Raw genomic sequence first — 15,243 nt, forward strand, 5'->3', positions numbered from 1 at the left:
ACCGTGATCTACGGCAGCAGCGTGAGTGCGGATACGTGTTTCGGCTTGACGACGGTGAAGTGCCGACGGTCGATGGTCGCGACGCGGTCGATGCCGTAGCGCTCCGCGATGGCGATCACTGAGGCGTCGACCGCGCCGAGTGGGAAGTCTGCGTACTGGCGGACCAGTTCGCTCATCCGCTCAATGTCCTCGGTGGTGGGGTGGACGAGTTCGAAGCGGCCGCGTGCGACGAGGTCGAGGAAGGATGCCTCGATATGCGGCCAGGTCTCGAAGATCCAGCAGACCTCGGTCATGACGGGACTGGGCAGCAGGCGGCGGCCGGTGGTGGTGGCGAGGAACTGGGCGCACTCGGCGTGACGGTTGTCTCGCCGATCCAGCGCCGCAACGATCGGACCGGTATCGAAGACAGTGGTGGTCGTCATACGGAGCGCGGATATCGTTGCCGCATCCGCTCTCGGATGTAGTCGTCGTGCCGCTCGGCGGCGTCGGTCCGTCCGGTGTCGACGGAACCGATCAGCGCGAGGAGATCGTCGGGAACGGCCTGCTCGTCCTCTACTGACTCTCGGTGAGGAAGGACTTCGGCGAGTTCCTCGTCCTGGCTGATGATCAGCCGCAGTCGCCGCGCCTGCTGCGGGTTGAGGTGCTCCAGCGCGTAGCGCAGGTCTTCGAAGTCGTGTGCTGCCGTCATAGGTCAAGTCTGGCACGGTACTGCTCTGGCTGTCCTGGCTCTTTGACCTCCCATTCCGGGGCCCGTCGGATACCCACAGCAGGGTTGAGGAGGGACATTGGGTCGGGGTCCTGCCCGGCGTGGGGCCGGCCGCGTTCCGGGGGCCATACGCTCGCCCGCGAACGGGTGGGCTTGCCCCTGGCCGCGTTTCCATCCCGCAGCCTCCGGAATGCCGTCGGCGCAGGAGCCGTACCGAGTGGGCGGCTCAAGGTGCCCTCGGCCCCCGCCCCAGCCACCGACACCCGAACGCGCAGGGTCTCGGAACTGGTCACGGTGATCGTCTCGGAGGAATCCATACGGGTCTCTCGGCCTCGGTTCGCTGTCGGTGATCGGGGGTGGGCGCGCGTGGATGGCTTGACGGTGGGAGGGACGACGGGGCGTCCCTCCGCACACGGGCACTGCAGCAACCAGCATCTGCTGGCGCAGGGCCCGTGGCGGGCGCATCGGCGAGATGGACCACCCTCATCCGCCGCACCCTCCAACGCCTACCGGCGAGGGTCTCGCCCCGCTCCCCGTCAATACCTGCTCCTCCGAGCAACGCATCGACCTCCCTGCTGCGTGCATCGGCTCCCTGAAGCTGCACCAGGAGAGGCGGGACACCGAACGCGCAGCCGACGGAACCTGGCCCGATACCGCCTACGTCTTCACCAACCACTGGCCAGCCGATCGAGCAGACCAACTCACACGCACCTTCCAAGCCCTGCTCCGCTAGGCCGGGCTCCGGCGCATCCGCTTCCACGACCTATGTCACTCAACGGCCACCCTGCTACTGGAGCAGGGCATCGAACTCGTCGTCATCAAAGAACTGCTGGGCCACGCCCACATCGGCGCCACCGCCACCGTCTACGCCCACGTCCGACTCCAGTGTGACGCCATCAACCTCCTCGACCACGCCATCCGCAACCCCGCCGAGACCACTGGCCAGCCCGACGACGGCGACGACCCATCGCTCTGCGCGATCCCCGTCCGCTGACGTTTCCTTCAACTACTGCCGTCAGACCGCCCTGAAAAGTCGCAGTAGCCCCTCCGGAAAACCGGCGGGGCTACTTTCTTGCACACATTACGGTTAGCCGTCAGTGCGCCTCAGGTCGACGAGAAGATAGAATTCAGACTCGTCCACGATCAACCAAGAAATCGAAATTCCTCATCATTGATCATTCTCTCTACTCGCAAGTAGGGATCGAAGGCGTCTAACCTCATCCACAAGGCGCGGCACAACCTCCCGCGCCATTACAATGAAGGCCGCATTTTCGTCCCAGCGTTCGTCGGCAGAATCAACGTATCGCGGATGCTGAACCAACGTTGCGGCAATCATGTCTCGATGATCAAAATTCGGCCACCTCTCGGCAGCGCCAGTATCGGGAACCGTGCTCACCGCCACAAGATTCATGGCGGAGTCATCATCCAAGGTTCTGACGAACCAAGGCGCCGGAGTGGCTGCAGAGCACAACTCCTCGATCTCTTCGAGTTCACCTTCACGCATACAGCCACCTTCTACCAGCCCGTTTACCTGGTCGAGGGTGCCCCGCAAGCTAGCAAGCGGGGCACCCACAAATGCGATCAACTAATATCGCTCACTCGAATACCCGAGCCTTTCGATATTCTTATAGAATCTCTTGTCATTTGTAATGATTGACAATCCATCCTGTATCGCCGAATGCAAGACCGAAGCATCGTCGTCGGCAATCATCGGATTGAATGACTTACCCTTCCACATGCCCCTGAGACTAGCCTGCAAGGAGGCGACGCCTTCACTGGTGGAAGCCGGTCCCATGCGCCCCCCTCGCTCCGACAGCCAGCTACCAATGGAGTCTGCCGAGTGTCCACCTTCGAGTAGTTCACGATGGGCAGTCGGCGAAAGCACCGGGGCACGCCCCGCCAAGGCGGCGTCTACTTCAGCAGTCTTTGCACCGGACAAGGCATCCGTCACAGCATTCGTGTCAACCGCCACCTCGCCGCAATTGTGAACGAGAACCGGCGTAGCCCCCGCCAGCACATAGTACGTATGGACACTCTCGACCGTCAGGTCGTGCGTGCGCTGACGCTTGTCGAAGGATCGGACGGCGGCGAGTTCGACCGTGTCGCCGTTCACCGCGTGCAGGCGCATGCCCGGCTTCAGGTCACCGGCCTCGATCCAGGCCTGCTCGGAATCGGACCAGAACGGGTGGGTCGTGGTGGAGACCAGGTTCTCGTCTTTACCGGACTTCTTCTTGACCGTCAGGTCGACGAAGTGCTTGTCGTCCTCGGTGACGATCGTGCCGACGACCTCACGGACCGCCGTCCCGCCACGCTTCGGGTCGGTCACCTTGACCTTGTCGCCGAGCCGGATCTTTTCGATCGGCTTGGTCTTGCCATTGGCAAGCAGGACTTTGGTGCCGGGCAGGAAACTATGGGGATTCTTGCAGGAAGTCTTACCTCTCTTGAGGGCCGCCGCTGCCTTCGCCCTGGCTTCCGCCAGTTTCTCCATGGCCTTGGCTGCGCCGATTCTCGCCTTGCCCAGCGTCTTGCTCGCCTTGAAGTAGGCCGTCGCGCCGCCGATCAGGTCCTTGACCAGTCCGGTGACACGCTTGACGAGCTTGAGGCCCTTGGCCCACTTCCACGGGGCGCCGTACTTGGCCATGATCTTGCCCGCGAGACCGCCCGCGAAGCTGCCGGCGATGTTGAGCAGGGTCTCGCCGCAGGCTCCTAGGTCACCGCTGGATATACAGTCCAGAGCCGCGTCCACGCCCAGGATGTCCCGGGCGATCTTGATGAGTATCTTGCCCGCGGACGTGATGCGCTTCTTGGCGGAGGACTGCTGGCGCTCGGCGTCGGCAACCTTGTCCTGCGCGTCCTTGGCCCCTTGCTCGTCGGCATTGCACAACGGTTCGCAGCCGCCTACGCCTGGGCAGCTGATTCCCGCGAAGAGGCCGCACGATGTCGACGTCAGTCCGCTCGGGTCGGACTCCGTGACCGGCGAGTTGTTGGCGTAGTTGTAGCCGTTGATCTGTTGCGGCTGGGTGTAGTCGATGACCGGGTCGACCGACATGAATTTGCCGATCCCCGGGTCGTACTCACGCGCTCCGAGGTGTGTCAGGCCGGTCGAGGCGTCGATCGTGCCACCGACAAACCCCTTCTCCCCCGGCCAGACACCGGTCTTGTCGCCGCGGTCGACACCGAAGGGGTCGAAGCGGCGCTGGGTGACCGCGCCGGTGGCGGAGTTGATGGCCAGCTCGCCCGTGCCGTGGTGGTCGGAGGCGGTGAAGGAAAGCTTCGCCGCCGTACGGACCGCGATGGTCTGGCCCGCGTAACTGTAGTAGCGGGTGGCCTCCTTCTTGGTGCCGTCCGCCGACAGCTTCAGCTCCGTGCCCGGGAGATAGACCGTCGTACCGGTCGGGTCCTTGCGCACGAGACGGTTGCCGGAGGCGTCGTACACGTAACTGGTCTTGGAGCCGCTCGCCTCGGTGACCTCGCCGACCTTGCCCTGGTCGTTCCAGAGGAGGGCCTGTGCGTTGCCGCCGATGGTGCGCTTGGTGGTGTTGCCGGCGTCGTCGTACTCGTACGTCGACTGCTTGTCGCCGGTCGGGGTCTTCTCGGTGACCTTGGTGACCTGGTGCGGTCCGTCGCCGAGGGCGCCCGCGCCGCCGTACTCGTAACTGCGGGTGATGTTGTTCGCCGCGTTCAGAGCGGTGTCGTGGTGGGTCTCGGAGACGCGGTTGCCGATGGCGTCGGTCTCGTACGACTTCCAGTACGGGGCCGGACCGCCCAGCGGGCTCGACCCGGCGGCGGAGTCACAGGCCGCGGGGCCGGTGCCGTTCACCGGTTCGGTGGAGCCGCGGGTGCCCGAGCCGGCCGCGGTCGCCTCGGTGGCCGCCGGGGTCCAGGCGTCCGACAGACGCTGACGGCTGTCGTAGGCGAAGCACTGCACGTCCGGTACGGCCGTGTTGGCCGTGTCCGCGATCGACAGGACGTTGCCCGCCTGGTCGTAGGAGTACCGGGAGTCCTTCGCGGGGGCGGTCGTGCCGTAGACGCCGACCGTCGAACGAGTCAGCCGGTCGGTGCCCTTCTCGTAGAAGAACTCCTGCCCCACCTTCTTGCCGCTGCCCGTGGACAGTTCCAGCTGCTGCAGCTGGCTGGTCCTGGAGTAGACGGTGTTGGTGACGTACGAGTTGGCACTGCCCGTCATCGTCGTCGGACGCTGCAGGGCGTCGTACGTGTAGGTCAGGCTCTCCGCCGGCAGGTCGCCCGTGGCGGGCATGCCGGTGGTCCGGACCGTTCCGTCCGAGTTGTACGTGGTGGTGAAGGCGTACGTTCCGGCCAGCGAACCCTGGGAGGCCGGGACTTGGTAGGCGGTCTGCAGCGGGCGGTAGAGCGAGTCCATCGACTGGACGGCCGTGGCGAAGTACTCCGTCGCGGAGGTGTAGCTCAGCGTGCCGTAGAGCTGGCCCAGCCAGCCCGCCTTGTCGTACTTGTTCTCGCTCAGCTTCGTACCGGTACCGGCGCCCCCCTGCCAGGTCGTGAGCACACGCCCGAGCTTGTCGTACACCGTGGAGGTCTGTTTGTTGCGGCCGTCGTACTCCACGACCGGGCGGTCGAGTTCGTCGTACTCGGTACGCGAGGTGCCCGCATCGGGGTCGACCGACTTGGTCTTGCGGCCCAGCTGGTCGTACTCGTAGCGCCACACGTTGCTCTTGGCGTCGGTGACCGTCTCCAGCAGACCGGCCTTGTTGTACGTGTACTTCGTCGAGTCGTACGGCACCCCCACACCCGGCGAGGCGCCGCGGTAGTGCCGGACCTCCGAGGCATTGCCCTGGGCGTCCGTGATCGTGGTCGTGGGCACACCGCCCACCGGCGGGTCGACATGCGTCAGTTCACCGTCGTAGGTCGTCGTGCTGCGCCACTGCTCCGCGCCCGAGACCGCGAAGATCTCCGCGGTGACACGGCCCAGACCGTCGTACTCCTGCAGACTCTGCGCACCGACCTGGCCGTTGCTCACCAGCAGCAGCTCGTCCGAGGCGGCATCGGCCGCGTTGTAGGTCGAGTTGGTCTTCCGCACGTTTCCGGTCGCGTCGTACCAGGTGTCGGCGACCATGCGAGTGCCGTCCGGACCCTCCGTCTGGATCTGGCGGGCCCGCAGCATGCTGTCGTAGAGCTGGTACTCGGCGCCGTAGCTGCCGTCGTTCTCGATCTTCTCCGTCTTGATCGAGGTGACCTTGTCCTTGCGGACGTTGTACGAATACTTGATGCTCGGCGTCTGGGTCGACGCCCGGTCCGGCAGCCACACCGACGTCAGACGGCCCAGCGCGTCATAGGCGAGGTCCGTCCTCTTGCCGTTGGGGTCGGTCTGCCCCGTCGACATACCCCACGCCTGGGCGTAGTCGGTGATCGTGTTGTGGCCCAGCGCGTTGGTGACCGTCGTCCTCGACAGCAGGCCGTTGGTCTCGGCGTAGACCGTCTTGGTCTGGTCCGCCGTCCCGTACTGCTTGGCGTCCTGCTGGGTCGCCGGGCGGCCGAAGCCGTCGTAGGTCGTGGAACCGGTGACCTGGTAGGTCGCCGTGGTGCCGTCGTGCGAGGTCAACCGCTCGGTCTTGGTCGCGTCACCCTTCGTGGGCGCCGCGCCGAACGCGCCGAGGTCGTACGAGGTGCGCTCGTCCCCCAGGACCTGAGTCTTGCGGTCGGGCGTCGTCGCGCACTTCACCGACACGACCTCGCTGCGCGCGGGCAGCGACAGCATGTTCTTCGCCGTGTTGTCCGCGTACGTGGTGCGGGTGCAGGTGTCGTCCGTGGCCGTGGAGACGTCTCCGAGGTCGTCGACGGTCAGGACGCGGCCGGTGCCGTTGTCCGTGTCGTACGTCCTCGTGGACTTCGTCTCGTTCCAGGTCCCGTCGGACTTCAGGCTGAAGCCGCGGGCCACCTGAGGCTTGACGATCGCGGAGTGGGTGGTGCCCCAGCTCTTCGTCTGCGTTGCCGTGTAGTGCTTCCAGGGCACGTCTATGGTCTTGGAGACGAGCTTGCTTCCGTCGTAGGTCGCCGCCTCCAACTGGTGGCCGGTGAACTCCTCGTCGTCCGTGTAGGACGCCCCGGTGGAGTCCTTCACGGTCACCGAGCGGGTGTTGCCGTCGGCGTCCTTGTCACCGTCCATCCCCTGCATGAACGTGTAGTCGACGCGCGTGGTCTGCTTGTCGGACGAGCCGCTGGTGACCTTGACCTTGCCGTAGCCCTGCCAGCCGCCCCAGGTGAGGTACTTCTCATCGGTGATGCCGTCCGGCTTCGCCTTACGCCAGGCGGCGTCACCCTGGTAGTCGTAGCGCGTGACCATCGAGTCACTGCCACCGGTGCGGTCGGTCTCGATGACCGCCGAGACGACGTACTTGTGGAACCAGTCCGTGATCGGCTCGATGTAACCCGGCGGGGCCCACTTCACGGGGTAACAGCGCTTGGTCGACTCCCCCGGCCTGGGCAGCGACGCCTTCGCACAGTCGGCCGGCGCGTAGGTGACGTCGAGCTGCGCGCCGGTGTCACTGAGCACCATCGACAGCCGATAGCGGTAGAAGGGCGCGATATTGTCGCCGATCGCGTCGACGCGGTTGGCGAGCTGCTCACCGAAGAGGTCCACCGACGGCAGCTTCACCGCCGTGCCGACGCGGCCCTCGTGGTCGATCTTCGACAGCCACAGCGTCTTGGAATCGTCGCCGTTGTCCGTGAACAGGTGCGTGAACGTCCAGGCGTCCACGTCCTGGTAGTTGGTGGCGTCCTTGCGCATCTGCGTGACGACCGACGTCAGCCGCTTGGTGGTGAAGAAGGTCGGCACCGGCGACGTGCACTTGGTGGCGGACTTGCACTCCTGGTCGACCGGCACGTCCGGCCAGTAGGAGGCGTTCGCCTTGGTCCGCTTGCTCTCCGCGCAGTCGAAGTCGGAGGTGGTCAGGCAGCGTTCGGCGGTGTTGAACACGATCCGGGCCGGAGCCTTCGCCGCGTAGACCTTGGTGTCCTGCTGACCGTAGTCGATGCGCTTCAGCCAGCCGCCACGGTGGTACGCCGTGCCGTTGACGTCCGTCTTGCCGTTCAGCGCGTAGTAGTTCGTCTCACGGTCGTAGAAGTAGGACATCACGTTGCCGTGCGTGTCCTTGACGTAGTCCAGGCTCCAGCGCCACGCCTGCTGGCAGTACGCGCTGGTGAACGTCGCGTTGTAGCAGGGCTCACCGGAGTCGTCACCGAAGACCGGAGTCGTCCAGGTGGAGTTGGTCTCCTCGTTCCCCGTCGCCCAGCCCGGCAGCCGGTTCAGGCCGAAGTAGTACTCCGTGCCCTCCGAAGTCGTGATCTTCCAGTGCTCGCCCTTGTCGCCCGAGCTGCCGTCGTCACCGTTGGTGGCGCCCGTCAGCCGCTCGACCTTCGCACCGCTGTCGGACGACAGGTGCCACTTGCCGGTCGTGTCGTCCTTGACCAGCTCACCGGACGAACCGTCGAGCATGACCGTGGCGTTCTCGAACGCCCAGCACTGCTCGGCCGAGCCGTCATGGCCGTCATCGGAGCACGGCTTGTAGCGGCGCTCGATGTAGCCCGGGTCGTAGGAGAAGCCCTCGCCGATCCAGGAGCCCTGGTTGTTGGTGGCCGAGGTGCGGCCGTCCGCCGACTGGGAGGAGTAGCCGAGGCCCACGGTCGGCGTCAGGCCACCCGGGGTCGGAACGGATTTCAGCGGGTAATTCCAGCTGAACCCGCCGGAGGAAGGGGCGACGCTCCAGCTCGCGGACGGGGACAGGGCGGTCGCCTTGTACGTGCCCTGCGCGCTCGACGGACCCGCGGCCACCGCCACGAGGGAGGTCGCGGTGCCCGCCATCGTCGAGACGCCGTCGGCGGGAGCCGGGGCGGCCGTCACATCGGCGGAGACCGTGCCCGACTCGACGTCGTTCACCGTCGGCAGCACCTTCGGCTGCTCGGGGCAGGCCTTGCTGCCCGGAGTCGCGACCACGGCACACGCCGGGAGCTGCACCAACTGCAGACGCGAGGCATAGGAGCCGCCGAAACCCTCGGCGAACTCCGAATAGTCCACCGTGAGACGCACCTTCGCGGCCGCGTCCTCGCCATCGGCACGCTCCACGCCCAGAAGGACGCCGGCACCGAGCTTCGCCGCGCGCTTCGGATCGAGGACGTCTACACGCACCTTGTCGACGGCCCCGGTCGCGTCGGCCGCCGCAGCACCCTTCGCGGCCTTGGACGCCTTGGACGCCTTGGACGCTTTAGATGCCTTGAGCGCCTTGCCGACCTTGACCGGCAGGCCGCCGGTCTCGGTCGCGCCGGCCGCGCCCACTGTCACATCGGCGCCGCCCTGCTTCGGCCACACCGCCTTGTCCAGCCCCTTGACCGCGGCCTTGCGCGCCGGGTCGGAGGGACGGGACTTCGCTTTCGCGTCGGACCCCTTGGCGGGATCCCCGTCGTCCCGGACGCCGGGGCGGCCGATGCGGCCCCGATCGCCATCGTCGAGCACCGATGCCTGGACAGACGAAGCGGACAGCGCGAGCGTGAGCCCGAGCACTGTCGCGACAACCGTCTGTCTGGGCATGCGGCGGCTCAGTGAGCGGCCACGCATGAACATTCGGCAACTTCCTGAGAGTAAGAGAACATCATGAGAGAAAGAGGAAAAAGGGGGACGGAGCAGGTGTGCCGGGCCCTCAACGGGCCCGGCACACATCATTTGTGATGGATCGTCACATGTCGGGGGTCGCTGTCAGGCTGGACATCAGCTGCACCGCGATCTGGTCGGCGGCGCCGCTGTAGACGCGGACCTCGTCGATCGCGCCGGCGAAGTACTCGCTCGCCCCGCGCAGCGAACGGCCCACCTGGAGGCCGCCGGTGGCGGGCCACAGGGTGTTGTCCGTGCCGTAGGCGCCGGCGACGAGCTCGCCCTCCACGTACAGCCGGATCGAGTTGGAGAAGGCGTCGTAGACGACCGCCAGGTGCTGGCCGGAGCCGCCGGTGTCGGGCAGTTCGTGGTCGTTGGTGAAGGTGACGACCTCGGCCGCGGCAGCGTCGGTCTTCGCGACGGCCAGTTCCCACTGGCCGGTGGCCGCCTGGTAGCGGACCTGGACGCGGTTGGCGTTGGCGCCCGGCAGGGACAGCACCGTCTGCGACTTCACCGGGTCCAGCGAGGTGAGCTGGGCGCGGACGGTCACGGTGAAGCTGCTGTTGCCGGTGACCGGGGCGGTGGCGGTGGACGCGTAGTCCCCGTCGCCGTCCAGCACCAGGTTGCCGTCGCCGACCAGGGGCGCATTGTCGAACAGGTCGGCCGGGCGGTAGACGGAGGCATTGCCCGCCAGGGTCAGCGCCTGGCCGCCGCCGGTCTCGGCGGAAGCGCCGCTGGTGGCGTCGTCGAGCTGCCAGTAGCCCTTGCGAGTGGGCTTGACGGTCATCAGCTCGGAGACCTCGGCCGCCGTGAGGACCCGCTTGAAGACCCGGACCTCGGCGAGGTCACCGGTGAAGTTGTCGCGGTAGCCGCTCTTGGCCGTGGCACGGCCGATCTGCAGCGGTCCGTACGACTTCCAGGTGGAGCGCCGCGCCACGGAGCCCTTGAGATCCTTGTTGATGTAGAGCTGGAGCTGCGGGCCGCCGGTCTTCTGCGCGTCGTACACACCGGTCAGCAGCACCCACTGGTCCTTGACCACGGAGATTCCGCTGGAGACTGCCTTCCACTCGCCGAGCGAGTCCACGTCGTTGACCGGGACGGAGAACTTCCAGGTCTGCGCGGACGCGTCATAGCCGAGGAAGAAGCCGGGCTCACCGGTACCGTCCTGGCTGATCACCGCCATGTTCTTGTCCAGCGCGGTGGGCCGCACCCAGGCGCTGACGCTGAAGCTCTTGGTGGTGTCGAGGACACTCTCGCTGACGTCGAGGTAGGACTCGGCGGTGCCGTCGAAGTGGGCGGCCTTGTCGGCCTTGCCGCCGGGGCCGTCCACGCCGAAGCCGACGGCGCTGCCGGCGGTCGCGGAGTAGTCGCCGCTCTCGTCGTGCGCTTCGTGCACTTCGCCGACCGCCTTGTCGGCGAGGTTCCACTGGCCGACGGCCGGGGCGCCCTCGGCCACCAGGAAGTCGTAGGAGTTGCTGCTGGCGTGTGTCGCCTTGTCGATGGCGATCACCTCGAGCACATGCCGTCCGGCGCGGGTCGGCACCCACGGCGGCGTGGTGACGGAACCGCCCCCGGTGGTCGGGGTGAGGGTGCTCAGCGCCGCACCGTCGAAGGAGTACTGGTACTTGATGACATCGGTGTCCGGGATGGAGTCGTTCGGGTTGGGCGAGAAGGTGAAGGTGCCGTACGTACCGACGCCGTCGTGGTAGACGGTGTCCGACGGGTACTGATCCGACTTCACGAGCGGCTTGCCCGGCCACGTCTTGTCGTAGATGAACTCGCAGCGCTGGGGGGTGTCCCCCTCCGAGCTCCACGGTCCGTTGCCGTCACCGTCGTTGGCGCGTGCGCTCCAATAGATGACGGTGTTCTGCGGGATGGACGACTTGACGGTGTGCTCGAACCTCGTGCTGGCCGTCGGGGAGAGCGCGTCCTTCGTGATGTAGGTGTACGAGCCCGGGGTGGTCCCGCCCCACTCGATCTTGAACTCGACCTTCACCTTGTCGGTCTGGCCGTTGCCGTGGTCGGGGTCGCTCGCGATGGCCCGCAGCTTCGGCGGAGTGTCGACGTAGGCACGGCTCGTGCCCCACTTGCACACGCCACCGGGGTCGGTCGACATGTCGGACGTCTTGATCTGCCGCGGCAGGTTGTTGTACTTGATCGACAGGTACGCGTTGCCGCAGATCCGCTTCCACTCGGCGAAGCGGGACTCGTCGGCCGCGCGCAGACCCAGCGTCATCGAGTTCCAGCCACCCGCGGCGGCCGTCTTGACCTCACTGGTCAGCTCACCGGTCGCACCGCTCTCGAAGTGCAGGTTGGCATCGCTGGAGCAGGAGGTCGGGGAGATCGCCTTGTCGACGGTCTGGAGGTAGTCGTCCCAGTCGTCCGAGGTGTTGGACCAGTTGCTGGACGACGTGACGTTGTAGTTCTGGCCGCCGATCCGGTAGAGCTGGATGGGCTCCGCGGTCGGGGTGGCGCTGTAGATGAACTCGACCCGCGCGGAGAAGGTCGCGCCGAGGATCTGCTTCCCCTTGTAGAAGGACAGCGGCATCGTGAACATCACGCGCCGGGTACCGACCCCGTTGCAGGAGACCGGGTTGTAGTCGGTGGGGCACTTGCCGACGCCCGCGCTGCCCGAGTACTTCCAGTCCTGCTCGCTCGGCATCCCCGACATGACGCCGGTCCAGGCGGCACGCGAAGTGGTGTGCTGGATCGGGTCGATGACGACGGGGAAGACCGTGTCCTCGCCCTTGAGGAGCGTCTGGTCGGGGACCAGGCTCAGCTTGCCCTTGCCCACCTCGACGTCCAGCGGGGCGACGTGCCCGCCGCCGCCGGGGCCTTCGAGGGCGGCGGCGGGGGCCGCCGTGGTCCCGGTCGCCCCCGCGGCTGCGGCGGTCAGTGCCTTCGCGACGGCCTTCGGGCCCTGCTTCCTGGCGGTGGCCTCCTTGACGGCGGCCGAGTCCCACATCGCCGGCTTGCCCGCCTCGAAGACGGTGCCGCCGACCTCGGCGTCCTCCGCGACGATCGCGCCGGAGGCGTTCTCCGCGACCTTCAGGCCGTCGGTGGTCATGCCCAGGTCGAGCCTGGCCAGCTTCGGGTCGGCCGCAGCCTCGGGCGTCTTGACCACCAGCAGGTGGCCGAAGCCGTCGGCCTCGGCCCGGACGGTCAGGTCGACGCCGGGCAGGGCGTCCACGTAGGTGGCGGTGTCCCCGTCGACCGCCGGCGCGGGCAGCTTGCCGTACGGCCAGGTCAGCGCGAACTCGCGGCCCGCCCGCTGCATGGTCACGAAGGGCTTGCCGGCCTGCCCGGCGGAGAAGGCCAGGTCGACGGTGGCGGCCTTGGGGCCCCAGCTGCCGTCGGAACGCTTCACGAGCGTCGCGTCGATGTCGACCCACTTGCCGCCCTGGACCGTGCGGACGGGCTCGGTGTACTCGCGAGCCGTGAAGGTGCCGTCGGGCTCGGCGAAGATCTCCCTGCGCTCCGTGCGCAGTCCGACGACCTCGGTCTTCTTGCCGCTGTCCTGCGCAGCGGCCATGGCCTGCTGCTCGGTCTGCATCGGCTGGTCGGCGGCGACCGGCGCCTGCGCCTGACCACCACCGTTGCCCGGCAGGACCGCCAGGGTGCCCGCCACCACCGCTCCGGTGACGGCCGCCGCAGCGGCGGCACGCACCATGCGCCGCCGTATCGGTCTGTGTCTGTCTGCGGACACGCGTCCACTCTCCAGTCGGTTCATGTCTGTGTCGAAAGTCCGGTTGCCGGAAAGCCAGGTCCGGCAAAGTGTGCTGATGCGCGGAGTAGTTGACGTGTCGTCAGCGACCGGTCGCGCCGGGCGCGGTGCCCCCGCTGCCCCGAGCTGTGGAAATCGGGATGCGTGCGGGAGGACGGGCGGGCAGTACGGCACCGCCCGCCCGCCTCTTGCGGCGACCGTCGCAGGGCGCCGTTCGGCGCCCTGACGTCGTCGGCGAACCGTCAGCGAACAATGGCCCCGAAGGCGACGCCGGTCGCCGGAATGCCACCCTGACCGGGTTTGAACGTCTGGGTCGGCGCCCCGCCCGAGGCGACACCCCACGGGAAGCCGTAGACCGCCTGTCCGTCGGCCGTGCCGTAGGGCTCGCCCACGTACAGCAGGGAGGGGGTGGCGGCCAGGGAGAGGCCGGTGAGCATGCGGGGTGCAGGGGCGGACGGGATGCCGTACCCGGGGTCGATCCACTGGTCGGAGGCACCGGGCGCGCCGACCAGCGGGACGATCTGGACGCCTCCCACCTCCGGGTTCTCCTCGGTCGACTCCTCGCCGGGCACGCCGATCGCCACCCTGGTGGTCGTGCCGGTGGAGGTGGCGTTCGGGGAGGTGTTGACGGCGGCGAGCCGTCGGCCGAAGAAGTCGCCGGCCTCGGCGCTCTGGTCCAGGTCGGCGCCGTTCTGGTCGATCCAGGCGGTCTCGGTGAAGGTGCCGTTGGCGGCGAGCTTGAAGACCTGGACGGCGCCCGCGTCGACGGTGGTCTTCAGGTCCTCGCCGGGGATACCGACCACGAGCAGCGACTCGGTGGTGGAGGTGGCGCCGGAGGCCCGGTAGGGGACCATGGCGAGCGCCGCGCCGAACTGGTCGCCGACCTCCCCGTCCCCGTCGATCGCGTCCTGGTCCTGGGCGAGTCCGCCGAGCGGCTTGGGGTAGCCGGAGGTGAGGGTGTGGTTGAAGTAGGCCACGCCGCCCGCGAAGGTCGCGGTGTCGAGCGCCTCACCGGGCGTGCCGACGGCGAAGTGGGTCGGGGTCGCGGCGATGCTGGAGCCGAAGCGGTCGTCCTGTTCCGCGATACCTGCCACGGCACCGCCGGTCTCGGTGTCCTGGTTGATGCTGGTGACCGTGAACGCGGTGCCGCTCACGTAGTAGAAGTCGCCCGCGTCCTCGATGGTGCCGATCGACTCACCGGGGGCGCCGATGAGCAGGTAGGGCGTGCCGGCCGAGGTCTTTCCGGCCGCGACCGCGTAGCCGACCCAGTCGTCGGTCTCCGGGGTGCCGCCCAGCGGCTTGTCGCTGCCCTGGTAGAACTCCGAGACGGCCTTGGTGCCGGCGCCCAGCCCGGCCGTGGCGCCGTAGATCACATGCACCAGTCCGGAGTCGGGCGCGGTGCCGATGTCCTCGTACGGAGCGCCGACCACCAGGTCGCTGCACCCGTCGAGGTCGGCGTCGTAGACGGCAAGCGCGGAACCGTACTGGTCTCCCGTCTCGGGAGTGCCGGGTATGCCGTCGGTGGCCTGTGAGAGGGCGAGGGCACCCTTGCCACCGCCGTAGACGACGTGCACGACGCCCGCCTTCGCCGCACCGTCGACGGCTGCCTCCGGATCGGCGATCGCCGTGTCCCTGATTCCGTCGCCGTTGAAGTCCGATTCGATGCCCGAGGGGCACGCTACGGCGGCCGCGGCAGGTGTTCCGCCGGTTCCGACACCCCAGATGAGCAATGCCCCTGTCAACACGGTGGCAGCGCTGTGCCGCCACGTGTTCCTTGCGTAAGACACAGATCTCCCACAACTAAAGAACACCTAAAGAAGGTCAAGAGATCATTTCTTTACGTGAAGTGCACATGCAATACCGACAACGTTTCCTGTTGCGTGAAATGAGTCACAGGAGTCACACGCGTAACCCACAGATCATGGCGCGCCGTATACAGGGGCGACACCCCGGTCACTGACGGAGCGCCAGTTGCGAATCCTTGAAGCGTGGTTCCGGGCATCAGCCGCCGTGACGGGGCGTCACACAGTGACCCGCACGCCCTCTCGCTCCGCCCACCTCCGCACCCGACACCCGGCCCGGTAGCACCATTCGCATTCTTTGCATTCGCTACGATCGTCGAAGTTGCCGCACGCCTCGGCAGACCGAAGCGCGGGACCAAACGTTCATCCAGCGCCCACCTGTTCAAGCAGT

At 67.2% G+C, this 15,243-nt stretch carries 7 protein-coding genes; 1 reads left to right on the forward strand and 6 read right to left on the reverse strand.

Translation table 11 applies throughout. From position 1 onward, the window contains the following. Nucleotides 1-8: 8 nt before the first annotated feature. Together OG410_RS15130 and OG410_RS15135 are read right to left on the reverse strand one after the other, a co-directional pair. On the reverse strand, nucleotides 9-422 hold the full coding sequence (locus OG410_RS15130) for a type II toxin-antitoxin system VapC family toxin (RefSeq protein WP_329299614.1): 414 nt from the start codon (nucleotides 420-422) through the stop codon (nucleotides 9-11). Then, complete coding sequence (locus OG410_RS15135; protein WP_329299615.1) at nucleotides 419-688, reverse strand: hypothetical protein; 270 nt, start codon at nucleotides 686-688, stop codon at nucleotides 419-421. Before OG410_RS15135 ends, OG410_RS15130 begins: the two co-directional genes overlap by 4 nt. Nucleotides 689-1,496: 808 nt before the next feature. Between OG410_RS15135 and OG410_RS15140 the strand changes: the two genes are divergently transcribed. Further along, a complete protein-coding gene (locus tag OG410_RS15140; RefSeq protein WP_329304135.1) occupies nucleotides 1,497-1,700 on the forward strand; it encodes a hypothetical protein in 204 nt (67 codons plus the stop codon). Nucleotides 1,701-1,874: 174 nt separating this feature from the next. On the opposite strand, the gene OG410_RS15145 is transcribed toward OG410_RS15140, so the two are convergent. From OG410_RS15145 to OG410_RS15160, 4 genes are all read right to left on the reverse strand, one after another. Beyond that, nucleotides 1,875-2,210 (reverse strand): hypothetical protein, encoded by a 336-nt coding sequence (locus OG410_RS15145; RefSeq protein ID WP_329299617.1) that lies wholly within the window; start codon nucleotides 2,208-2,210, stop codon nucleotides 1,875-1,877. A gap of 81 nt (nucleotides 2,211-2,291) precedes the next feature. After that, nucleotides 2,292-9,266 (reverse strand): polymorphic toxin-type HINT domain-containing protein, encoded by a 6,975-nt coding sequence (locus OG410_RS15150; RefSeq protein ID WP_329299618.1) that lies wholly within the window; start codon nucleotides 9,264-9,266, stop codon nucleotides 2,292-2,294. Nucleotides 9,267-9,411: 145 nt separating this feature from the next. Then, complete coding sequence (locus OG410_RS15155) at nucleotides 9,412-13,032, reverse strand: LamG domain-containing protein (RefSeq protein WP_329299619.1); 3,621 nt, start codon at nucleotides 13,030-13,032, stop codon at nucleotides 9,412-9,414. 260 nt (nucleotides 13,033-13,292) lie between these two features. Continuing rightward, complete coding sequence (locus OG410_RS15160; protein WP_329299621.1) at nucleotides 13,293-14,795, reverse strand: VCBS repeat-containing protein; 1,503 nt, start codon at nucleotides 14,793-14,795, stop codon at nucleotides 13,293-13,295. Between the last annotated feature and the right edge of the window lie 448 nt (nucleotides 14,796-15,243).

Source organism: Streptomyces sp. NBC_00659 (assembly GCF_036226925.1).
GTDB lineage: Bacteria > Actinomycetota > Actinomycetes > Streptomycetales > Streptomycetaceae > Streptomyces.